General features: G+C 37.5%; 22 protein-coding genes. 17 read left to right on the top strand and 5 right to left on the bottom strand.

Features of this window, described 5'->3' with window-relative positions:
- Positions 1–197 precede the first annotated feature (197 nt).
- From PLEUR7319_RS33970 to PLEUR7319_RS0102595, 3 genes are read left to right on the top strand one after another with little or no spacing between them, the layout of a single operon-like run.
- The gene (locus PLEUR7319_RS33970) at positions 198–1,139 is read left to right on the top strand and encodes a hypothetical protein (RefSeq protein ID WP_019503648.1); all 942 of its coding nucleotides are present in this window, start codon (positions 198–200) and stop codon (positions 1,137–1,139) included.
- Positions 1,111–1,590, top strand: a complete 480-nt coding sequence (locus PLEUR7319_RS0102600; protein WP_019503647.1) for a lasso peptide biosynthesis B2 protein — start codon at positions 1,111–1,113, stop codon at positions 1,588–1,590. The genes PLEUR7319_RS33970 and PLEUR7319_RS0102600 overlap by 29 nt, the downstream gene beginning before the upstream one ends.
- 11 nt (positions 1,591–1,601) lie before the next feature.
- The gene (locus PLEUR7319_RS0102595; protein ID WP_019503646.1) at positions 1,602–1,862 is read left to right on the top strand and encodes an acyl carrier protein; all 261 of its coding nucleotides are present in this window, start codon (positions 1,602–1,604) and stop codon (positions 1,860–1,862) included.
- Positions 1,863–2,018: 156 nt separating this feature from the next.
- Here PLEUR7319_RS0102595 and PLEUR7319_RS0102590 read toward each other — a convergent pair whose 3' ends face one another.
- Positions 2,019–3,173 (bottom strand): nucleotidyltransferase family protein, encoded by a 1,155-nt coding sequence (locus tag PLEUR7319_RS0102590; RefSeq protein WP_144054227.1) that lies wholly within the window; start codon positions 3,171–3,173, stop codon positions 2,019–2,021.
- 10 nt (positions 3,174–3,183) lie between these two features.
- Between PLEUR7319_RS0102590 and PLEUR7319_RS0102585 the strand changes: the two genes are divergently transcribed.
- From PLEUR7319_RS0102585 to dhaL, 3 genes are all read left to right on the top strand, one after another.
- Entirely contained in the window at positions 3,184–4,779 is a 1,596-nt protein-coding gene (locus tag PLEUR7319_RS0102585) for an AMP-binding protein (protein ID WP_019503644.1), read from the top strand.
- Positions 4,780–5,134: 355 nt separating this feature from the next.
- Positions 5,135–6,208: a dihydroxyacetone kinase subunit DhaK gene (gene dhaK, locus PLEUR7319_RS0102580; RefSeq protein ID WP_019503643.1), complete on the top strand. Its 1,074-nt coding sequence runs from the start codon at positions 5,135–5,137 to the stop codon at positions 6,206–6,208.
- A 9-nt stretch (positions 6,209–6,217) separates the two neighbouring features.
- A complete protein-coding gene (gene dhaL / locus PLEUR7319_RS0102575; protein ID WP_019503642.1) occupies positions 6,218–6,853 on the top strand; it encodes a dihydroxyacetone kinase subunit DhaL in 636 nt (211 codons plus the stop codon).
- A 145-nt stretch (positions 6,854–6,998) separates the two neighbouring features.
- Here the strand turns inward: dhaL and PLEUR7319_RS0102570 are convergent, their stop codons facing one another.
- A complete protein-coding gene (locus PLEUR7319_RS0102570) occupies positions 6,999–8,321 on the bottom strand; it encodes a serine hydrolase (RefSeq protein WP_019503641.1) in 1,323 nt (440 codons plus the stop codon).
- Positions 8,322–8,460: 139 nt separating this feature from the next.
- Here PLEUR7319_RS0102570 and PLEUR7319_RS0102565 point away from each other — a divergent pair, with 139 nt between their 5' ends.
- Positions 8,461–10,275: a hypothetical protein gene (locus PLEUR7319_RS0102565; RefSeq protein ID WP_144054226.1), complete on the top strand. Its 1,815-nt coding sequence runs from the start codon at positions 8,461–8,463 to the stop codon at positions 10,273–10,275.
- 1 nt (position 10,276) lies between these two features.
- Here PLEUR7319_RS0102565 and PLEUR7319_RS0102560 read toward each other — a convergent pair whose 3' ends face one another.
- Positions 10,277–10,468: a GNAT family N-acetyltransferase gene (locus PLEUR7319_RS0102560; protein ID WP_019503639.1), complete on the bottom strand. Its 192-nt coding sequence runs from the start codon at positions 10,466–10,468 to the stop codon at positions 10,277–10,279.
- A 312-nt stretch (positions 10,469–10,780) separates the two neighbouring features.
- On the opposite strand from PLEUR7319_RS0102560, the gene PLEUR7319_RS42450 reads away from it, so the two are divergent.
- From PLEUR7319_RS42450 to PLEUR7319_RS0102525, 8 genes are all read left to right on the top strand, one after another.
- On the top strand, positions 10,781–10,969 hold the full coding sequence (locus tag PLEUR7319_RS42450; protein ID WP_071592898.1) for a hypothetical protein: 189 nt from the start codon (positions 10,781–10,783) through the stop codon (positions 10,967–10,969).
- Between the two features lie 66 nt (positions 10,970–11,035).
- Positions 11,036–11,482: a hypothetical protein gene (locus tag PLEUR7319_RS33965; RefSeq protein WP_019503638.1), complete on the top strand. Its 447-nt coding sequence runs from the start codon at positions 11,036–11,038 to the stop codon at positions 11,480–11,482.
- A gap of 105 nt (positions 11,483–11,587) precedes the next feature.
- On the top strand, positions 11,588–13,123 hold the full coding sequence (locus tag PLEUR7319_RS0102550; protein WP_019503637.1) for a bifunctional aminoglycoside phosphotransferase/ATP-binding protein: 1,536 nt from the start codon (positions 11,588–11,590) through the stop codon (positions 13,121–13,123).
- A gap of 451 nt (positions 13,124–13,574) precedes the next feature.
- Positions 13,575–13,793: a hypothetical protein gene (locus PLEUR7319_RS42445; protein ID WP_019503636.1), complete on the top strand. Its 219-nt coding sequence runs from the start codon at positions 13,575–13,577 to the stop codon at positions 13,791–13,793.
- Between the two features lie 286 nt (positions 13,794–14,079).
- The gene (locus PLEUR7319_RS0102540) at positions 14,080–14,487 is read left to right on the top strand and encodes a hypothetical protein (protein ID WP_019503635.1); all 408 of its coding nucleotides are present in this window, start codon (positions 14,080–14,082) and stop codon (positions 14,485–14,487) included.
- A gap of 136 nt (positions 14,488–14,623) precedes the next feature.
- Entirely contained in the window at positions 14,624–16,861 is a 2,238-nt protein-coding gene (locus tag PLEUR7319_RS33960) for a filamentous hemagglutinin N-terminal domain-containing protein (protein WP_019503634.1), read from the top strand.
- A 341-nt stretch (positions 16,862–17,202) separates the two neighbouring features.
- Positions 17,203–17,670, top strand: coding sequence for a hypothetical protein (locus tag PLEUR7319_RS0102530; protein ID WP_019503633.1), 468 nt, complete (start codon positions 17,203–17,205; stop codon positions 17,668–17,670).
- A 206-nt stretch (positions 17,671–17,876) separates the two neighbouring features.
- Positions 17,877–20,630 (top strand): filamentous hemagglutinin N-terminal domain-containing protein, encoded by a 2,754-nt coding sequence (locus tag PLEUR7319_RS0102525; RefSeq protein ID WP_019503632.1) that lies wholly within the window; start codon positions 17,877–17,879, stop codon positions 20,628–20,630.
- Between the two features lie 319 nt (positions 20,631–20,949).
- Here the strand turns inward: PLEUR7319_RS0102525 and PLEUR7319_RS33955 are convergent, their stop codons facing one another.
- Entirely contained in the window at positions 20,950–21,405 is a 456-nt protein-coding gene (locus PLEUR7319_RS33955; RefSeq protein ID WP_019503301.1) for a pentapeptide repeat-containing protein, read from the bottom strand.
- Positions 21,406–21,443: 38 nt separating this feature from the next.
- Positions 21,444–22,058 (bottom strand): tyrosine-type recombinase/integrase, encoded by a 615-nt coding sequence (locus tag PLEUR7319_RS0102515; protein WP_019503302.1) that lies wholly within the window; start codon positions 22,056–22,058, stop codon positions 21,444–21,446.
- 128 nt (positions 22,059–22,186) lie between these two features.
- On the opposite strand from PLEUR7319_RS0102515, the gene PLEUR7319_RS41840 reads away from it, so the two are divergent.
- Positions 22,187–23,011: a DUF4158 domain-containing protein gene (locus tag PLEUR7319_RS41840; RefSeq protein ID WP_036798188.1), complete on the top strand. Its 825-nt coding sequence runs from the start codon at positions 22,187–22,189 to the stop codon at positions 23,009–23,011.
- Positions 22,993–23,568, top strand: coding sequence for a Tn3 family transposase (locus tag PLEUR7319_RS41835; RefSeq protein ID WP_071592894.1), 576 nt, complete (start codon positions 22,993–22,995; stop codon positions 23,566–23,568). Before PLEUR7319_RS41840 ends, PLEUR7319_RS41835 begins: the two co-directional genes overlap by 19 nt.
- Positions 23,569–23,711: the final 143 nt, after the last annotated feature.

Here is a 23,711-nt window from a genome sequence, read left to right as displayed (position 1 = left end):
CTGGGCAAGGGAATGCGCGACCGAAGGAAGTCCTTTAGGGCACCTCCCGAAGGGTGAGTAACGAGTATCGAGTAATGAGTGTCCTAATAAAAGTTCGTATTGCTATATCAGAAAAATGTAAGGTAAGCAGCTAAATCATCTTAAGCTCTTTGTTGGTAACTCTGCTTACCTTATTTAGTATATTACAGCTATAAATTATGTTCACTCATCAAGCCTATGGTCTGAACATTATCTCCGACTTTTTTCTCCCAGTACTACCAAAAGGAAACCCCAACGCAGATATATATCTTAAAAAAGATACCATTGGCTTACCAGCATTAGAATCAACTTCTATTTTCCGTCAAGGCAATCAAGCTTACTTTGGAGTTAAAAGTAATAGTCAAGAAGCTTACTTGCAATGGTCTGGAGTAGGATCTTTTTTAGCCCAAGATGGCAATAATTTAACTGTAGATCCAGATTCTGATGATATCGAGCCAGAACTCCTCAATTTGTATATCTTAAGTGAAGCATTAGGTTTGATTCTCTATCAAAGAGGCTTTTTTCTGCTTCATGCTAGTGCTGTAAAAATTGGGGATTATGCTGTAGTTATTGTTGGTGCTCCAGGTGCTGGAAAATCTACTATGGCGGCAGCATTTGCCAAACATGGCTATCCTGTATTAGCTGATGACATGGTTGCGATAAATAATATTCAAGATATTCCCACTGTTTATCCTGCTTTTCCGCAGATAAAAATTTGGCCTGCAACCATCAAAGGTTTAGATTTTAATATTTCTAACTTATCTCCTTTGTTTCCTGGTTCACGAAAAAGAGTTATTCGACAACCAGAAAAATTTACCTCAGAACCCTGTCCATTAGCGGGGATATTTGCGTTAGATATCGGAAATCAAATAAGAATGACTCCAATGACGGGCACGGAAGCATTTATGACCTTGACTAAATTTTTTCCTTGTCCAGCTCAATTGTTACAGAATGAGGCTTTAGAAAAACACTTTAGTCAATGTATTCAATTATTAAAAAGTGTTCCTGCTTTCAAGTTAGAACGTCCTCAAGATTTCAGCATCATCAATCAGGTAATTACCACTATAGAAAACAAAGTTAATTCTCTTAAAAATGTTCAAGACAGTAGAACAACTGTATAAAATAGTCAAGGATAATTGGAGCGATCGCTTTCTTTTACTGAAAGTAGCAATACTACTAATTTTAATTAGAGTAGGATTACAATTTATTCAGTTTCAAACCTTACGTAATCTACTAGCTAAAATAGCTCAACCCAAACAAAATAAACAAGTCTCGATCTATAAAATTATTTGGGCAATAACGATAGTTAGCCCCTATATACCTGGAGTTAAATGTCTTGCTAGAGCAATAGCAGCTCAAGTAATACTATCAAAACAAAATTATCCTAATCAATTACGTATCGGCATTAGTAAAGATAACCAAGGTCAATTTATTGCCCATGCTTGGGTAGAAAGTCGAGGCAAAACTGTAATCGGTGGTATAGGTAATATGACTAAATATTATAATGTCCTGTCACTCCCAGAATGGGAGTACTACAAGTATAGCAAATTTATACTTTTACGGAATAAATAGGAGGAAATCAGATGAATCAAATAGAAACTATTAAACAAAAAATTCGCCAATTGATATCAGATAATTTGCCAGATATTTCTACCAGTGAACTAACCGATAACGTAGAATTGTTTAGTCTAGGTCTTAATTCGCTCAATGCCGTCTCCTTAGTTTTAGGACTAGAAGAAGTCTTTGGTTTTGAATTTGATATGGATGAAATAAGCTATGAAAGCTTTAGAGCGATTTCTGATATTGTCGATATAGTATCAGAAAAATTGAAAATTGCTATTTGAAAGCTTAAAGCTCTAAGCTCTAAGCTTTAAGCTTTAAGCTCTAAAGTTTACTTAAATGGCGTTGCTGAATAGAGGTATGATTTTATAATTTTCACTCCTTTAGTAAATCAATCAAAAAGCTAATAGCTGATAGCTAATAGCTGCGGCTTTGCCGCTTTACTGTCTAAAAAGTTGACGACGATCTTGAGTAAAAAGACGTTTTCTCATCGTTCCTCGCCATAGTCGTGCTTTTGTTCCACTTGGAGCCGCACTAGACAACCATTCTTCTGTAACTTTCCCTTCTAAACCCAAACTAGAAATAATGTTTGTTTGCAATGTCCGATCTAAATGTTCCAATACCCAAACTACTGGTTGTATAAGATCAAACTGCTCAAGTATTTTTACAAACTCTTCGTTCTGAAGTTCATTTTGATGTCTACTCCAAATTCTTACTACATCACTAAATTTACTTAAAGATACATCTTTTCCATTCATATCTAAAGTAAGTTCAATCCAGGCTTCTTTAAATAAATGAAGAATCGTAAAAATAAACTGAAATTGAGGTGCAAAAGAAGGTAAACTAATATCTTTTATTTCTGGAATAGGTTGATAAACAATATTCTCCAAGGCAACCTCAACAGGAATTTGAAAAGGAGACAAAGTCCAAGTCAAACTATTAGCAATATCTACTTCGATAAAAGGAACGATAACATCATCAATTAATAAAATATGAGCAGGTAAATGATCTGGATTTAACTTGTAGTTAATCATCATTTCTCGACTATGGGGTTTGATAGTACCAGTTTTTGGCTCAAAAGTACCCATCTGATATCCTAAATCTGCCAAAATTTCACTAACAACTTTTCTATCATTAGGCAAAATCATAAAATCAATATCTGACAAGGTACGATTACCATTACCCTGATATAGTGTCGATTCTAAAGAAATACCTTTTGTGCCTACAAATTTAATTTTATTTTTAGTTAAAGCTCGAATAATTTCTGCCGCTTTGCTGCGATATATCTTAATCTTGTGTCTGTTAAAAAACAAAATAGTTTCTAACTGCTGTTTTAGATCTAAAGTAATGACTTCAGACAAGTTATTAGTAATTATATAAAATGCTAGAAGACAAGTAATTTTATGCCTTGTTGCTTGTTTTAGTAATTCTTGCCAATCCAAATCTTGGTCACTAATTAATTCGGCAAACATTTCTTGTTCGCTAGCTGAATTTAAACCAAGAGTAACTAACTCTAATAATGCCCATTCTTTACCAAAAGCTAAATTTGGTAATTTCCTAGAGCCACGATCGCTTGCTAACTTTTTATTATCCATATTTTTATTCATGAACGATTGTAAGATTTATCCAGGTACTTATCCCCACAATTGGCAACCTGTTTTACTGCATCAATATTTACTGCAATACGCTCAAAATTCTCCAAATGCGATCGCCATTATCTCTGCTAACTGTCAATGGAGTTATCAAGACTTATTTAACTACTCTCATACCTATGCAGATATTCTAGACGATCGCGGTTTAGCTGCTGGAGATAGAATAATTTTAGAGTTAGAATCCTGTCCCCAAGCGATCGCCTTAATAATTGCCTGTTCTCTGTTAGGTTTAGTATTTGTTCCAGTCAGTCCAGAAACTCCACCAGGAAGATTAGCAGAAATTGTAGTCACTACAGAAGCCAAGCTACATATTCAGGAATCATCTAATGAACAAAATATTTCTAATTCCGATCAAATACTTCTAGGATTTTTAGATGGTAATTCTCTCCACATCCCAGATACATTACCTACAGAATTTCGTTCTCGTAGAAGACCGGTTCTAGAATCAGACTTAGCTTATATCATTTTTACTTCAGGAACTACTGGTAATCCCAAGGGGATTATGATGACCCATCGCGCCGTAATTGCTTTTTTTAGAGCTTTAGTAAATTACTGTCAATTATCATCACCAGCAAGAATAGGTACTATCGCACCGTTACAATTTGACTTTTCCTTACTAGACATGGGTTTAGCTTTAGGAAGTGGAGCGACTTTAGTTCAAATACCTCGCAAGCTTACTTTAATTCCCCCAAAATTATTACGCTATATAAATCGACATCAAATTACTCAGCTCAACTGTGTCCCCTCAATTTGGAAATTATTATTGCACTATGCTGCTCAAGATATAGCCAAACTACAACACCTAAAAACTACTTTATTTGCTGGAGAATCATTTGCGATCGCCGATATAATTCAACTCCGATCTCTACTGCCTCAAGTCAGAATTATCAACTGTTTTGGACAATCAGAATCGATCGCCTGTTCTTTTACAGAAGTCCCCAATCCTTTATTTCCAGACACCAAAAATCTCTCCATTGGTTTTGCTCACCCTGGTGCAGAAATGCTTTTATTAGATGAAGAGCAAAATGAAATTAACCAACCAGACCAGATTGGAGAAATTTATTTACGGGGGGCAAATCTCTTTTCTGGATACTGGCGAAATCCTGAGATAACTAATAAGGCTTTGATTCCCAATCCTCTTAACCCTCTATCTGAAGAGAAAGTATTTCGTACTGGAGATTTGGCCTATAAGGGGTCAAAGGGAGAACTTTACCTAGCAGGTCGTCGCGATCTACAAGTAAAAATTATGGGCAATCGCGTCGAATTAGAAGAAATCGAACGCCGACTCAGAGAACATCCACGCATTGCCCAAGTAGCAGCGATCGCCCAGAATAATCAAGAAAATACTACACTGGCTGCTTTTTTAGTCGTAGAAGAAAATAAGTCAGTTCCTACAGCTCAGGAAATTCGTCTTTTTTGCGGAGAAACTATGCCCAATTATATGATTCCTCCAGAAATCCATTTTTTAGACAACTTACCTTTAACCATTAATAGCAAAATTGATCGTAAAGCTTTGAAAGCGATCCCAATTTCTAGAAGCAAACGATAGAAATAGAATTATCAAAAAGCTTTTAGCCTTTAGCCTTTAGCTTTTAGCTTTAAATTCACTACTAAAAGCGTAGATTGGGTAAAGACCCCACTGACTTGGCGGTGTCCACAATCAGGTAGCGCGACAAAGCGTTGCGAGAGTACATGCAGCTTAAGCCTTTGTCCTTGTTAAAGCTATTGTCGTAAGAAAAGTTTAAGACTCTATTTGATTGGAGCTAACAGCTAACAGCTAATAGCTAATAGCTAATAGCTAGGGCGAAGCCCTTTATTGTCACTTTTTGCAACACAACTGTTTTGCGCGGCAAAATTAATTTTAGACTTCAATTAGAAGCAGTTTGAAGCTCGGGGAATATCTAATGAAAAAATTAATTAATAACCCTGAAGATGTTGTTCAAGAAAACCTAGCAGGTATGGCTGTTGCCCATCCTGACATTATTAAAGTTCATTTTGAGCCTAACTTTATTTATCGTGCCGACGCACCTATTCAAGATAAAGTCGCGATCGTGTCTGGTAGCGGAAGTGGACATGAACCTTTATACAATGGCTGTGTTGGTTATGGAATGCTAGATGCAGCTTGTCCTGGTGAAGTTTTTACTGCACCGACACCAGATCAGATGTTAGAAGCAGCAAAAATGGTTAATTCTGGTTCAGGAGTCCTATATCTAGTTAATAACTACAGTGGGGATGTAATGAACTATGAAATGGCTGCGGAACTAGCGATTTCAGAAGGAATTAGAGTGCTAAATATTATCATTGATGATGATGTTGCTGTTAAAGATAGTCTTTACACTCAGGGACGAAGAGGAGTGGGAACTTCTGTATTAGCCGCTAAAATTTGCGGGGCGGCAGCGGAAGCTAAATATGACTTAACCAAAATTGCCGAACTTACTCGTAAAGTTAATCTTAATGGTCGCAGTATCGGAATGGCACTCACTTCCTGTATTACTCCCCAAAAAGGTACTCCTCTATTTGATTTAGGTGACAATGAAATAGAATTTGGTATTGGGATTCATGGTGAACCAGGTCGAGAAAGATTACCCTGGAAAACTGCCAATGAAATTACCGAAATGATGGCTCTTTCTATTATTGAAGATTCTGCTTACAAAAGAATTTTAAGAGAGTGGGATGAAGATAAGGAACAATGGACAGATTTAGAATTAATCGATCCGACCTTAGCATCTGGAGATTCAGTCTTGGCTTTTGTCAATGGCATGGGAGGAACTCCGATTCCTGAGTTGTATATTGTCTATCGAAAATTAGCAGAAATTTGTGAGAAAAAAGGCTTGAAAATTGTCCGTAACTTAGTGGGAAGTTATATCACATCTTTAGAAATGCAAGGATGTTCGATTACGTTGCTTAAGATGGATGATGAATTAGTTAAACTCTGGGATGCTCCTGTTAAAACTATATCTTTTCGTTGGGGAATATAATCTCTAATTATGGTCAGCCAACAACAAATTATTGACTGGATAAATGGTTTTACTGCTGTTATTGCCGAAAAAAAAGACTATTTGACGGAATTAGATGCAGCTATTGGCGATGCAGATCATGGGATTAATATGAATCGAGGTTTTCAAAAAGTAAGCGAAAAGTTACCTACGGTTATCGATCAAGATATTGGTACCATTTTGAAAACTGTAAGTATGACTTTAATCTCTACCGTTGGGGGAGCAAGTGGTCCACTGTATGGGACATTTTTTCTCAAAGCTAGTGCTGTTGCTGCCCAAAAAGAGGAGTTAACACCAGAGGAATTAGTCAAGTTATTACAAGCAGGTTTAGAAGGAGTTATTTACCGAGGAAAAGCTCAGTTGGAAGATAAGACAATGATCGATGCTTTATCTCCTGCTGTCGATGCTTTCCAACAAAGTCTGGCTGATAATAATTCTGTGGTTGAAGGCTTGCAAAAAGCAGTTAATGCTGCTGAAGAAGGAATGAAAAAAACGATTCCTTTAATTGCCAGAAAAGGACGAGCTAGCTATTTAGGAGAAAGAAGTGTCGGACATCAAGACCCTGGCGCAACTTCTTCTTACTTAATGTTAACAACGTTACTGAAAGCTGTTCAGAAAGGCAAGTGATGCTAAATTATGTTCGTGTAAGTTACTTAAATAACTGATGTTACGCACTAAAAGCTTCATCGTTACGGGATTGCCAATTAATCAGTAGACTTGTCCAAAAATTAAATTTGTGGAAAAAATGGGAGAAAAATCTTGTAAGGATCGACTAAGGATCGACCTGCATTAAATAATTAGCCAAAGCCTCGTATGCTGGCAAAGATGTCGGATCGATGACAGCATTTTTTGCTTCAGGATGGGAAGCAAAGCGAACGATCGTCATATCTGCCCCAGGATCGATGTAGAGGGCTTGACCGTGTACGCCTCTAGCCATGAATGCACCGCGATCGTTGTGGGTAATCCACCACATACTGCGATAGCTCCAATTCTCAAGTGCAGAGTAACCTGCGTCTTTAAAGGAATTGCGATCGCCTCCGCCCTGAATACTTTCAATCACTGATACAGGTAAAACCCTTTCATCATCTACCATCCCTTCATTCAGAATCATTTGACCAAAGCGAGCCATATCCCGCAGACCAGCACTCAGACCACCCCCAGCAAATGGCGTGCCAATAGAATCCACCGACATATAAGCATCCAGATCGGCTCCTATTTTGCCCCATATTTTTTCCGACAGTACTTCAGTGACAGGTTTACCTGTAACCCTACTAATTAACCAACCCAAAACATCAGTGTTAATAGTTTTGTAAGCAAAGCTGTCTCCATGTTCTCCTTGTTTCTGAACCGTTTGTAAAAATTCAAAATAGGTTCTAGGACCAGTATAGTCTGCGGGCTTTGGTAGGGGATTACCTGCTGCTGCGTGTTGCCAGACTCCAGCGTTGGGATCGGAATAGTCCTCGCTATAATCCAAACTTGTTGTCATATCCAAAACCTGTCGCACCGTAGCATCACCAAAGGCACTTTCTGTCAGTTCGGGAATGTAATCTCGGACAAACTTGCTTTCGTCAAGTTGACCCTCAGCTATTAACATCTCTCCTAGCAATCCAATAAAGGATTTGGTCATGGACATCGCTCCATGACGTTTGGTGGGATCTAGGCAACCAGCATAGGTTTCGTAAACAACCTTGCCGTGATGCATCACCAAAATACCATCCGTGAAATTGGCTGCCAAAGACTCTTTCCAGGTCATAGGTTCTTCAGCACCTAACGGAATAAAGGTTACATCGTCAATCCCTGATACTTCCTTGCTTTTCAACTGCGTAACTGCTGACAATTCACGACTAACTGGCTTTGTGGGCATCAACTGCTGAAAGTTGCATACCGTCCAACGCCACTGAGGAAACTTGGCAAAACTGTTATCGTCAAAGCGAATTATTTTATCAGGTGGTGGGGGTGAACCGACCATCCATTCCAGTGTTCTAGGGTCTGAGTTCTCAGCAGTCCAGGTCATTTCTTCGCTTTGAGCTTGAGGATTATTGGCGATCGCTTTAAATGATGAGTTTACAGCTATTAGCAGCAAGCAAACACTCATAAACAAGATAAAGTACAGACGTTTTAAAATCACTTTTAATAGTTTTTAGGCAATTAAGAGCAGGCGATTACAGTAAAAGATTTATTTAATTAGATTAAATATTACAATTTTTTTGTCATTAAACTATAAAGAATAAGTCTTGAAAATATTACAGAAAGCCTCGATAAAAATTCTTTGGCTCGCTAGCGTGGTCGCGATTAATTTATCTAGTCAACTGGTAGAGGCGAAAGAAACTAAAATTAACCACAATACCGAAATAGCCGAAAATATTGTTTGTCTTTCGGCTTCGGGCAATGGCTATAATTGGGCATCTACCCTAACTTGGGCAGCAGAAATAATTAGAGATGCAACCGATAAAGCTCCTGCAAATGCGAGATTCAATGTTGCCTGTGTTTCAGGTGCCAGTTCTGGCAGTGCTTTTGTGGCTACCTACGGTTCTTTGTTGCAAAATAAACAATTATTTAATCGGGCAGATTTTAATCCTCAAAATATTACTAAAGAAGAAGCAGAAATTTTAGTTAATTCTCTGTTGTATATGGCATTGGCTGCGGACTTTCGTCCTGAAGTATCTAATTTTTACACGACTCTCGATGGGGATTCCGAACCAGATCTTCCTTGGTGGAAATCCCAATTTAGTCTGGCAAGAGTGATGCTAGACTTTGGTACTAGAGTTATGTTGGCGCAGCATATTTCTCAGGGGGATGTTAATCAAGTTGAACAACTAGATCAGTTTGTAACCTATCAAACCCTAGATGAATTAGCCTCCGCAGTGGAAGATAAAGAAATTCGTGACCAATACCGCCAGGTTACCCATGGTATCTGGCAACAATCTCAGGAGATTCTTGATGAACTTTATCAAGATGCTAACTATAAAAGAGAGCAAAGAGAAAAAGATCGTGATGATTTTCGCGATAACCCTACTCATCCAGTACGTCAAGCTTTGGCACAAAAACCTGCTGATGGAATTTTAGCCCTAACTTATGCTGAATTAGCCTTTACCGAATCAACGGTTGATTATAAGGAAATGCGATCGCAACCTCCAACAGCAGCAACTTTAGTCCCCTTTGTCTTCGTTAACGAAGCAACAGCTGAAAAAATTATTGAATCGCCTTTTTATCAAGCACAAGTGCAACAGAACGACTCCTACGTTGGGCAATATGTCATCTGTGTTGTGTCTGATTATTACACCATGATTCGACACGGAGTCAAAGAACCAGAAATGATGCCTCCAGGGGTTTACCGTCTATCACCTTTGCTGGAAGAAGCTACTACAGATCTGGCAACAGGAGTTAGTCATTTTTATCAACCGCTAGCGGAAAAAAATTGGTACTCTCAACCTCAGTTTCAGTTATTATCAAGTACTCGTCCTTTGTCTCAACCGTTGCTGGAAGAAGATAAGCTACTCAATGCTCGAATGGGTGTAGCGGGAGGATGGATTGATAGTTATGTTGGGGGACAGGCAACTCTTTATTTAGGTTCGGGATATGCTTCAGACAAATCTAGCTCTAATCTATACTTCTCGACTTTTTCCCGACAGGATTCCATGACTAAGTTTGCTCAGAAAGTAGTCCGAAAATATTTTGCTCCTGAAAACCCAGAAGAGGCAATTGCCAACATCGAAGAACATCGCGATCATCTACCAATCTTAATAGAACGTTATCAGGGATTTTATGACGACGATGACATCAGTTGGCAGCCCATATTTGTTGATTATGAAATGCGTCTCTTCTCGGAAAATAAAAACCTGTTACAAGGAATTGTCAGTCTAATTAATGATGTGATTAAGCTAGGCTTAAATTATGCTCCTGTTGCCATCACCAAAGAGTCCAATTATCTTTTAGCCAGAACCATGAACGTAGTGCGTCAAACTTTGGGCACTGAGAAGAATTTAGGATATATTTACGATCGCTCTTATGAAGATAAATATTATCAACAGAATAACAATTCAAATTAAATTAATTAAGATCTAGGGTGATGTTATTGTATGAAGCTATAAAACTGTTTACTTTTATTTGCGTTTGCTCGACGGAGAGAATACCAGTGGGAGAAAACTTCATGACTTGTGGATTTGCAAGTATTGGTGCAAATTGAGATAAATCTTCTAGCTGAAATTCCCGTAATATAAGACATTGTGTCTCTAACCACATTGGAATATTATTTGTGTTTTTATCAATTAATAAAAATTCTTTTAATATTCTTCTAAGTTCTTCACAGCTTCTTCAAATTTCAAAACTATGATTAAGAACAGGATCAGATAAAAGAGAGGAAAAGCTTATATCATCAATTAAAAATTTGGTTTGAAGTAATACCTAAAAAACAATATAGAAATGTGTACCTCCCAAGCAGCCAAGCTGGGTATTGAGCGCATTATTCTCTATCAAAACTTACACTTAAATTCATTGTCAAAAATCTAATCTGCCTAACACTTAGTAATCTCACACAATTTGGTTTAAATAATCATGAATGTTTCAACTGTCTGTCCATGTTGCTCTAGTCCAATGCTTCACTATCTAGATCACAATCGAGAATATTGGTTTTGTCGCAACTGTTGGCAAGAAATGCCAGATTTAAAGCATACTAAAGCCAAAAAATATCAACGACATGGATCAATTCGCTTTTCAAGGCTAAATCAACCAGTGTCAGTCTAAATAATAGTCAACAATTCTTAAACCGCAAAACTGTGCAACTCTCTTAAATTAGAAGATGATGATGTAATGCCTGAAGCTATAATCAAAAGTTGTCAGATGAATGGACAAAATTCCCAGCAAAATCGTCTCAATTCCAAGCTACAAGAACGATTAGGGTATTCAGGTATTTATTCTCAAAGAGATTCACAGTATTTTTTCAATCGTCTTTCCAATTTTGAACAAAAGAAATTACTTGAGAAACTTAAAGTAATATACTCTCAAATTCTTTTTAATTACTTTTCCTCAGAAGATAGCATCAACACACTAATTGATCGATTTGTTGAAGAAGCTTTTTTTATCAATTTACCCATGAATAAGGTGGTAGAAATTCATATGGAATTAATTGATAATTTAGAGCATCAACTCAAATTTGAAGGGCTACACACCGATCATCTCAGTGATTATCGTTTAACTTTGATAGATGTCATTGCTCATTTAGGAGAAATGTATCGAACTGTAATCAACATATACTGATTTCCTAAATTTTAGGTGTGGTCTACCCATGTGAAAAGCACAGTAAATAAACGAAGTAATGGATAATGACTCACCGAAGTCAGAAATTGAACTTAGAAAGTTAATATGACTAATATTTCTAGTTTAGTATTTCAAATGCAACAGGCAAGTTTTTATCCTCATACTATTGCGAAAAAGGTAAAAATGATCCAAACTCATGCTTCCTATCTTTTTCTAATAGGGAAATATGCCTATAAAGTTAAGAAAAATGTTAATTTTGGTTTTCTCGATTATTCTACATTAACAAAAAGAAAATATTTTTTAGAAGCAGAGCTAAGACTCAATAAAAAAATAGCTCCAGAGTTATATTTAGAAGTTGTTCCTATTAGCGAGCATAACAAGCAATTTATACTCAATAACTCAGACAACATTATCGAGTATGCACTTAAGATGCATCAGTTTCCTCAAGAAAACCTTTTTGTTAATCTTTTAGCAGCAAATAAATTAACCAGCGATCGCTTTACTGATCTGGGTAAAATTGTAGCTCAGTTTCATCAAACTGCTGAAACTAATAACTACATCAGCAGTTTTGGAACAACGGCTAAAATTAGAACTGCTTTTGATGAAAACTATCAACAAACTAAAAAGTATATCGGTATAGTTCAAACAAAAGAACAATTTGAAGCTACCAAAGCTTATACTGATTCATTTTTTATTGAGCGAGCCAATTTATTTAAAATCAGAATAGAACAACAGAAAATCAAAGAATGTCATGGCGATTTACACCTCAAGAATATCTGTCTATGGCGAGATAAAATTCAGCTATTTGATCGGATTGAATTTAATGAATCCTTTCGATATGTAGATACGATCTACGACATAGCATTTACTGTCATGGATTTAGAAGCCCGGAATCAACCCAATTTTGCTAATATCTTTCTTAATAGCTATTTGGAATATACTGGTGATTGGACGGGATTACTTTTATTACCTTTATATTTAAGTAGACAGGCTTACGTTAGAGCTAAAGTGAACTCTTTTTTGCTCGACGAGACTGAAGTTAGTGAAACTGAGCGACAGCAAGCCAAAATAACTGCCAGTTCCTATTATCGACAAGCTTATCAATATACCCAAGATAAATCGGGTAGCCTAATTTTAATGTCAGGGTTATCAGGTTCGGGTAAAAGTACTGTTGCCAAAAATATTGCCAGAACCAAAGGTGCAATTCAAATTCGCTCTGATGCAGTTCGTAAACATTTAGCCGGAATATCTTTAGATGAGTCGGGAGAAGATAGCATCTATACTGCAGAAATGACTCAAAAAACCTACGATCGCCTGTTAAATTTAGGCATAACCTTAGCCAGAGAGGGATATACAGTAATTCTGGATGCCAAATACGATCGCCTCGCTTTGCGCCACCCAGCAATTTCCCAAGCAAACTTATACCACATTCCCCTCAAGATTATTCACTGTACTGCACCAGAATCAGTATTGCGCGATCGCATAAATACACGTCAAGATGATATCTCAGATGCCACGGCTGATTTAATTGCCCAACAACAGGCTAATACGGAATCTTTTACCCCAGCAGAACAAGCTTATGTAATTAAGATCGATACTTCTGAAGCTGATTGGCAAACAAAGCTAGACTCCACAACGTGAGTTAGGAATTCGGAGTTCGGAGTTCGGAGTTCGGAGTTCAGAGTTCAGAATTATAGTCTTTTAAAGTTACATTCTCCCGACGCTAACTGCAAGCAGTATAGCGCAGGCTTCCCTAGACTCACGACCAGGTATTCCTACGTAGTACTTACAATAAAAGGCGATTAAGCTCCGCGTATCCTTCGGATCACTTTCTTTGAATTTTCTTAATTTCAGCTTTTTTTATGAAAAATTTATAACTCCTAACTCCGAATTCCGAATTCATGTTTTGTTAAGTAATATTACAAGATTGCAGAGACTTTATGTTTAATCCAGATAGCTATAAAGAGCAGCTTACAAAGAAATATTTGTAGGTAACTAAGCGCGATCGCTCTTAACAATTTCCTCTAGCTCGGGGGCGATCGCTTTTTTCCAAAAACACTACTCGAGTAAAGTTAGTTTGGGAGTATTAGCGATGATTTCAACTTGCCGGAGCGATAATACCCATCATCAAAAAACAATCGGAAAAATTACAGGTCAGAAAAATGAAAATTTTTCTCAAAGTAGTTTTCAAAACAATATTCGGTCTAGTAGTTTAAGTAACGATATTTTTGTAAGTCGTTCTGGACAAGCGAAAATTAATAATTTGGATAGTTGCCGAACCCTGGGTGACTGCGACTTTATTGTGTTTTAAATTTTTTTACTCATATTTTAATTACGTGGAAAGTGAAGCCATGCCCGAAGGGCTGATCGCGTTTAATATTTTTATCACTTAAGATAAACAAAATCTTTTTCTAATGAGGAACATAGACCGACTTTTGGTCTATTTCCGACAAAGTCTGGTGCATATTTTCAGATCCTGGTGCCTATAGCTTATTTAAGCTATTTAACATAAGCGAGATTTTAAATTCTTGCTCTTTATAGCGATCGCCAATCAAAAATCAAGTACTAAATTTTACTATCAAGAGGAGAACACAATCATGAGTTCAGAATTGGAAACATGTCTCACAAAAGCAATCTCTGAATTTAAAGTCAGAGATATGTTAACTAAGTTCGGCTTACCAGAAGATGCAGAAGTTAAACTTAAGATGTATTTTGGTGAAAATTCTCAAGCTGCTGCAACTTGTCCAGTACCATCAGCAACTGAAAAGAAAAGAACTTCATCTCAAACAAGTTCTGTTAAAGAGTTTAAAAATGCTTTAACAGAAAAATTTATGAATCCAGCTATCATTGAAACTGAACTAGGAAGCTTTCTTCCCGACGAAAAAACATTGACTCTCAAATTTAACGATCAAAACAACAACTCGATAACAGATTTAATTACTGTAATGGGATGTAGACCTGGTAATTGTGGTCGACCTTGGTGTGGTGCATTCTTGGTAAGTTAAGAAAATTAGTTGCTAAGCTCCTTATAAACCCTCTATTATGACTTTGAGATCAAACCTTGATTTTCATAGGCTGAATCAACGTATTTTCTTTAAAAATCCCTATAGTTATGAAAGAGGGTTAAAGTAAGTAGGCACAATGTCAATTATTAACAATATATGTGGAGCGGGAGTTGTATTGACTACCTGCTTTTTGTTTGCCTCTATAGGCAACGCTCAGCCCGTTCCTGATGTAACCTTACCCAATAATTCTGAGGTTAATTTAGAAGATAGAACTTATCAAATAAGTGGTGGAACTGTAGCTGGAGAAAATTTATTTCATAGTTTTGAAAGCTTTTCTGTTCCTATAGGCACAGAAACTATTTTCAATAATAATTTGGCTATTCAAAATATTCTTACTCGGGTTACAGGTAATTCAGTATCTAACATAGACGGCTTGTTGGGAACTATGGGTAGTGCCAATCTATTTTTCTTAAACCCTAATGGCGTTATTTTCGGCTCAAACTCTAGCTTAGATATTGGTGGTTCTTTTATTACTACTACTGCAGATAGCCTGCAATTTGAAGATGGTATCGAGTTTAGTGCCAGCAATCCCCAGACTTCTCCCCTATTAACTATTAGTATTCCTGTCGGTTTACAGTTTGGTAGCCAGGTGGGGGATATTAGTATTCAAGCAGCTTCTCTTGATTTAGGTTTGAATCAACTTAAAACTTTTGCTTTGGTTGGAGGTAATTTTAACCTAGAGGGAGGAAGCATATTTGCTGACGGTAATATTGAGCTAGGAAGCGTTGCTCGTAATAGTCAAGTAAATCTAATTCCTATAGAAACAGGATGGACCTTAGATTATGAAAATGTAGAAAATTTCCAAGACATTAGCTTTGGTCAAGCCGCAACTGCGGAGGATAGAGCATTAGAGTTTCCTGTAGCTTTATTTACTAATAAATTGCAGATTCAGGGAAAAAATATATCCCTACTAGCAGGAAAACAGTTCATTATTCTGCAGAACGCTTCTATATCAGCTTCTGACACTCTGAAAATTTCTGGTTCAAATCAAGAAACGGCTCAAATAGCTGGAGATGCTCCCAATTTTAGTCAAATAACTGGCGAATCTGCCGACGAGAACAATGGTGGAGATTTATTGATTGATACTGATAGATTAATTATTCGGGATGGGGGGCAAATTACGTCGCAGGTATCAGGAACTTTCAACCTCGATGGAACAGATATTACCCCTGCCACTGGCAATGGTGGTGATGTGATCATCAATGCCTCAGAATCTATAGAATTAGTCGATGAAGACTCTGGAATATTTTCTTCTTCAGCAGGATTTGGCTTAGCAGGAAAAATAACTATCAATACAAAAGACTTATCGATTAGCAATGGAGCAATTATAACTGCTGAATCTACTGGAGCAGATCTTGTAGGGAGAGCTATAGCAACAGGACTTGGAGGAGAAATTGAGATTAATGCCTCTGAATCGATTAGACTAAATGGCGGTTTTATCTCTTCTAGCACTAGTGGTCTAGGGGATGATGCGGGGAGTTTGAGCCTGAAAACCGATCGCCTCAGTATTTTAGATGGTTCAGAAATTAGCGTTAGTGCTTCGGGATCTGGACTAGCAGGAAATTTAGAGATTACAGCAAATTCTATTAATCTCGATCGCAGTTCTCTAAATGCTGAAACTAGAGTAGGCGATCGCGGTAATATCACTCTGAATAACACAGATACTCTGTTACTTCGCAACAATAGCCAAATTACTACCAATGCAGCGGAATCAGCGACAGGAGGAGATATTACGATTAGCTCAGAAGGTATTGCTCTTTTAGACAATAGCGACATTACCGCCAAAGCAGTTCGCGGACAAGGGGGCAATATTCAAATTACTACTCAGGGTATTTTTCAAGAGCCTGATAGCGAAATTACAGCTGCTTCTGAATTAGGGATTGACGGCACAATTACGATTAATAATCCCGATGTCGATCCCGCTTCAGGGGTTTTTGAATTATCTGATATTCCTGTTGATGCTGAAGCAATTTTAGCTCAAGATATTTGTAAATTCCAGGACGAAAAGATTGCTAAGGGTAGTTCCTTTATTATTACTGGACGGGGTGGCTTAACTCCTACATCTGAAGAATCTTTAGGGAATCGCGATCGTATTGTTAACTGGGCAAGTCGCGACGATCTCGAAGTTAGCAAAAATGGAGCGGTGGGAATACGCCAACGAGCCGAAAAAGAAAGCGTCAATAAAAAATACCCTGAAATCAAACAATCTCAAGGGTTAGTGGTAGCATCCGATGGCAGTAAGTGGTTAACCGCCAATGCACCGAACACCATTCTTCAAAATTTCCCAACCGTGCATCCAGATTGTCAAAGCTAGAATCACAAGCAAAATGCTTATTTTCCAACTACAAGTAACTAAATGTAACAAATTGCAGAATACCTGGTTTTAGAACTGATAGCTCTAAAGAGAACAAAGATTATGGGGAATAATTTTTGATGAATGCATTATGACAAGTGTTAAAAATTCGGCGATCGCTCTAAATATTTCTTTTGGCTCTGGAGAGATCCGAAGGGTATACGGAGCGTAATCGCCTTCTTAAAAATTGCTGTAAATTAAGTTATGTATAGTTTTGATTAACTGGTTAGATAAACTGTATCATTTTTGCTGTTACGACCTACGTTACAAATAACACCAAATCTAAATTTTAGGGAAAAAACATGAGTTCTATCAATCATCAAAATGGATTAGATCCTAAAATTATAAAAGTTTTTCAAGGTATTAATAAAAATCTAACTGAAGAGCAAATTAGACTTATTGTTGATTATTTAAATCCTAAACCAATTATGTTATTGGGACAAATAATCAATCTGCGTTATGAGGAAAATGGTAATAATCTTGTAGAAATTACAATACAAGATAACTATATCGGTAATATATTTGTTCTTTCAGATAATCCTGATGCAGAAAGCAAATATAACACTCTCAAAATAATCAATCTAAAAGATTTTCAATTAAGGTTACAAGAAGGATTTAATTATCACTTTGTAGTGATAATTTCTTATAAAGATAACAGAATAGTATCTTTAGAAATCATTAAACAGATTCAAGAACCAAGAGTATTATTCTCAAGTGTAGGACCCCCCAGTGGAGGACCAACTTGTCCTTATGGTCCTCCTCATTGTTAATAAATGCATTAATTTTTAATCCATACTTTACATTTATGATTTAAATTTGAATACACAAAAAAAATTATGTTTTGTACTTAAATATAGCTAATAAAGATCACACAATCAACTTTTTAAAATAAATTAAATTGAATGAATTAAACTCAGTTTTCCGACTCCATCTAAATTCACATTAAAAATAAAAATAATATTTTTTTAGAAAAATTGTGAAATTTTCTGTTATCAGTTTTTACGTTTTAGTCTATTTCTTAATCAGCTTATTTGTTAGTAATAATAAGTTGGTAACAGCTCAATCTATACAACCTGACGGTACAACACCTACTCAACCGACAAGTTGTTCTGGAGATTGTTTGATTAAAGGTGGATTGCAACATGGAAATAATTTGTTTCATAGTTTTGTTAGATTTAACGTTGATGTTAAAGGAACAGTTTTGTTTCAAGATCCTGGTGTAGCAAATATCTTAAGTAGAGTTACGGGCAATGAAATTTCTGAGATATTAGGAACTCTTGGAATCAATGGTGGAGATGCCAATTTATTCCTGGTTAATCCGAATGGAATAATATTTGGAGTAGATTCCCACTTAGATTTGAATGGTTCTTTTTTAGCTACTACTGCAAATATGATTAGGTTTAACGAACAGGGCTTGCTAAATACTTCTCCGAATGAGATTCCTCTATTGACTATCAACCCTTCTGCGCTATTATTTGCCACCGGAAATAAAGGAGTTATCCGCAATGAATCAATTGCTGCTGCAGGAAAAGATCTTTCTGGTTTTGAAACCTTTGGTCTTCGAGTTCCTAATGGAAAAAGCTTATTGTTAATAGGTGGAGATATAATTTTTGATGGTGGAATATCAAATGCTTTTGGAGGTAGAGTAGAATTAGGTGGATTGGCTGAAGCAGGAGAGATTAAGCTTAATTTTTCGAATATTGACGAGCAAACTTTGAGCCTTAGTTTTACCGATCAGTTTCAAAAAGCAAATGTATCCCTTACTAATGGATCTGGTGTTAGCGTGCCTTCTGAACAAGGAGGCAACATTGTTATCAATGCCCAGAATTTGACTATTTCTGAAGCAAGTTTTGTATTTACTGGTATTGGATCAAATTTAGGAACTTTCGACAATCAAGCAGGAAATATAACTCTTAATGCCACAGAAAAACTGGAAATAAAAAATGAAAGCATCGTTATCAATCAAACATCATTAGGAGCCATAGGGAATGGAGGTGATATAAACATTAATACGGAATCACTTTTCGTTAGCAATAATAGTTTTCTTCAAACAGCAACTTTTGGTATTGGAAATGCTGGTAATATCAAGATCAATGCACCTAATGGAATGATTGAAATTAGAAGTACTTCACGAATTAATACAAATGTTGCTTCTAATGGAATAGGTAGAAGTGGAAATATTAAAATTGTTGCTCAAGAAATTTCGCTAAAAGATAAATCTATTGTAGATGCCAACACTCTAGGACAAGGAAATGCAGGAAATATAGATCTATTCGTGGAAGAAGATATAGACATTGCTTCTGAGAGTCGTATTTTTAGCGGTGTAAACCCAGAAGCAGTAGGAAATGCTGGGCAGATTAATATAGAAGCAAAAAATATCTCTCTTAATAGTGGTTCAATATTGATAGCTAATGTTTTAGGAAGCGGTACAGGTGGTGATATTTCGTTAAATATTATTGATACATTTAATATTAGTGGATTTGGCACAGATGGTTTTTCCAGTGGTATTGTTACCACAACAGAAGCAGGAGGTGAAGGTCAAGCAGGAAATATTTCAGTTAATACAAGTAGTTTTAAAATTGTTGATGGCGGGCTTGTTAGTTCTCAAACTTTTAATGAGAGTAATGGCGGAAATATTTTCATCAATGCTAATACCTTTTCAGCTATTAATGGTGGACAAATAGTTACTTCGTCAGATAGTTCTGGTAATGCTGGTAATATAGATATCCAAGTTGCCGACAATCTTTTGCTCTCAGGCAATGATCCTAATTTTGCTAATCGACTTGCTGAATTCGGTGATTTATTTGTTGGCAATGAAGCCCCAGGAAATAGTGGACTATTTGCTAATGTTCGTTCAGAAGCTTCAGGTATCGGTGGTGATATCCAAGTTACAGCAGGACATTTAGATATTCAAGAAGGTGCAGAAGTTAACGTTAGTTCTACAGGTACAGGAGAAGCAGGAAGCTTAAACATTGAGGCTCAAAATGTAACTTTAGACCGAGGAAGTCTCACTGCAGAAACTAGAGTAGGAGAACAAGGTAATATCACCCTCAATAACGCAGATACTCTGTTGCTTCGCAATAATAGCCAAATTACGACCAATGCCGCCGAATTAGCTACTGGAGGAGATATTTTCATTAGCTCTGATGGCATTGCTCTTTTAGACAATAGCGACATTACCGCCAAAGCAGTTCGCGGACAAGGGGGCAATATTCAAATTACTGCTCAGAGTATTTTTCGAGAGCCTGATAGCGAAATTACAGCTGCTTCAGAGTTAGGTATTGACGGCACAATTACGATTAATAGTCCCGAAGTCGATCCCGCTTCAGGGGTTGTTGAATTATCTGATGTTCCGATTGATGCCGGTGCCATATTTGCTCAAGACCTCTGTAAATTTCAGGACGAAAAAATTGCTAAGGGTAGCTCCTTTATTATTACTGGGCGGGGTGGTTTAACTCCCACATCCGAAGAATCTTTAGGCAATCGCGATCGCATTGTTAACTGGGCAAGTCGCGACGATCTCGAAGTCAGCAAAAATGGCGTAGTGGGAATACGCCAACGAACCGAAAAAGAAAGCATAAATAAAAAATACCCTGAAATTCAACAATCCCAGGGGTTAGTAGTAGCATCCGATGGTAGTACTTGGTTAACCGCCAATGCACCCAACACAGCTCCCCAAAATTCCCCAACCGTGCATCCAGACTGTCGAACTTCAGAATCGAAAAATTAAGTTTGCTGCCAAGTTTGGTATCTCTTTTTAAGATCAAAGTCTGCTATGGTTTTTTTTGATAACAATGAAGCTCAGATACAATCATTGTTTAACAGCAGCAGGTTACTAAATGTAACAAAATGCAGAATAACCCACAATTGCCCAGATAAGTCTAAAGAAAACATGATCAAAGGGGATAATTTAGAGGAAAGCATCGAATAATGCTTGAAATTTAGCGATCGTACCGAATAGGGGGAGAGCCGAGATACGTGTAAAATAGTGCAAGATAACCCTCAAAAACTTGCTCTGCATAAGTTTCATAAACATGAAAACTTAAAACCTATAATGTCCAATTACCCCCATCAGGAAGAGTCGTATCGCATAAAATAGCACCAGCAATTCTAGGGTTATCAATTCCTCCAGGGAGATCTATTTTGGATTTACTTAAATCTACACCAGTTAAATTTGCTCCAACCAAATAAGGAGGTCCAAAAACTGCTCCTTGAACACAAGCATCAGTCAAATCAGCATTCCTAAAAGCACATTCTTGAAGATGAGCTTTTCTAAAATTGGCTTCGATCAAAATAGCATTATTGAACCCGCTCTCATCTAAAATAGCATTACTTAAATCTGCATTACTCAAGTTAGCCCCTTCCCATCCAGTCAGAGAAAGATCGGCATTACTCAAATTGATTCCTCTAAGATCGCAATCACTAAAATCGAGTTCTCGTAAAGAGACCCCAGAAAAATCTCTTTCCCCAGCAGCATACCTTTCAAGCAATTCTTCAGCAGTCATGATGCAATTCTCTTGTTTCTATCTTTTATTTATTTGCCCTAATCAGTCCAAAAACTCTCAAATCTAGAAGGATTTAGTTGAGTGTAACGAACGGTATGCTGAATATTTCGATGTCCCAAATAATCCTGAATCGCTCTGGTATCATGTCCGTTGGTTGCCAGATAGTAACCACAGGAATGACGCAGCTGATGGGGATGCACTCGACCTTCAATTCCCGCCAATCTTCCTGCCCTAGCAATAATATGACGAATCGAACGAGTAGACAGAGGTGCTTTGCGCTCGGAGACAAAGACATACTGGGTGTCGGGATAATCTCTCTTTAACTGTCTTAAAGCTCTTAACTCAGGAGAACGAAGGGGATGTACGCTATGATGACCGTGTTTGACTCTTTGAACCTCTAGATAGCCAGAAACTAGGTCTACTCTCGACCATTTAAGAGCTACTAATTCTGCCGTCCGCAGACCGTGACGAAACATTAACAGAATCATTGCAGCATCCCTTACTCTATTCCTACCGAAACTCTTGGCAGCTTTTATCAAAGCTTTGACCTCTGACGGACGCAAATATTCCCTTTCTCCCTTCGAGGGCTGTTTGATTGGAGGGAGATTTTTTAACTTTGCCGAAAAAGAACCTGGAGCAGTTATTTGTAGCATAGGTAAACACCTCATGCTGCGGTCTATGCCTTAATGATACTTTGCCGAGAATGATGTCTTTTAGGCAAAGTAATGTTTCGTAGCACGAATAAAGGTCAAATCAATGCTGTAATCTCAATTTAAGTTAGTTGAGTTTATCTGTGGAGGCGATCGCTATTACCGTAATTAGTCGAACTGCCTATCCTCAGTTCAAGCGTTATCCATCTAACAAAGAACTCCACGAACTTTACACCCCAACAGTTGAAGAAATAAAGTTTGTCACCAGTCGCACCAGAAGTAAAACGGGTTTCTTGGGATTAATGGTAATGCTCAAATCCTTTCAAAGATTGGGCTATTTCACTCATCCAGAATTAGTACCCCAGCCAATTATTATTCACCTCCGCACCTGTCTTCGGCTAAATTACCAAGTCTCTCCCGTTCCTTCTCTACGGTCGATTCGCTACTATCAAGAAGCCATTAGAGAATATCTGAATATCAGTCCCTACAATAATCGGGGTCAGGAATTAGCAGCGATTGCGATTAGGGATGCAGCTTTTGTTAGAGATCATCCCGCAGATTTAATTAACGTCGCCATTGAAGAGTTGGTGAGACAACGCTATGAATTGCCAGCCTTCAGCACTCTCGACCGTTTAGCCTGTCATATTCGCTCGATTGTAAATACTCGTCTGTTCAAGCGGGTAGCCCGCAAATTATCCCCCACTGACAGGCAGAATATAGATGGCTTGCTAGTTCCCGATTCAGTTGAGAATACTAATGCCAATCTTAATCTCCTTAAATCTCCTCCCAAAAGTCACAAACTCAAGTACATCAAAGAACTACAGGATAAGTTCGATACCATGATGCTGATAGGAGATGCCCAGAAATTACTCTCATTTATCCCCGCTACCAAAGTTAAATCCTTCGCTGCGATTATATTGACCCTTTATTCGATGATGTGGCGGAATGGAAGTTAATCCAGACCCACTGGCAAGATCTAATGCGGGTGGTACTGTCGATTAAAGCGGGAAAACTTTTACCTTCAACTGTTTTAAGGAAGTTGGGTAGTTATAGTCGGAAGAACAGGTTGTATCAGGCTTTTCGAGCTTTAGGTAAAGTTATACGTACTATGTATCTGCTGCGATTTATTTCCGATCGCGCTTTGCGTCGAGAGGTTAATGCCTGTACTAATATCGTTGAGAGCTATCATCATTTCTTGGACTGGCTGTTCTTTGGCAAAGATGGCGTAATTACAGACAATGACCCCGTAGAACAAGAAAAGCGGTTGAAGTATTTAGATTTGGTGGCTAGTGCGGTAATTCTCCAGAATACGGTAGATATGACTGGTGTAATTCGTTCTTTGAGTGCAGAGGGATTTAAGATTAATCGTCGGATGTTGGCAACTATGAGTCCTTATACCAACCGCAATCTCAAACGGTACGGGGATTACGTGGTGGATTTGAAGAACATTCCCCAACCATTTGAGGGGGCGATTAACCTGCCAGTAGATATTTTTGAAAGTCAGTCAGAGTAAGCTTTTGAGGGAGATGTTGCACTATTTTACATGTATCTCGGCTCTCCCCCGAATATTAACCTATAGCCTATAACTTTGAATTCCGAACTTTTTTTGCATCCATCATTTCAAAATTAGCAGACTACTACACGTCTCAACCCGTC

Origin of the sequence: Pleurocapsa sp. PCC 7319 (assembly GCF_000332195.1) — a bacterium.
Lineage (GTDB): Bacteria > Cyanobacteriota > Cyanobacteriia > Cyanobacteriales > Xenococcaceae > Waterburya.
This window is presented reverse-complemented; position numbering and strand designations above follow the sequence as displayed.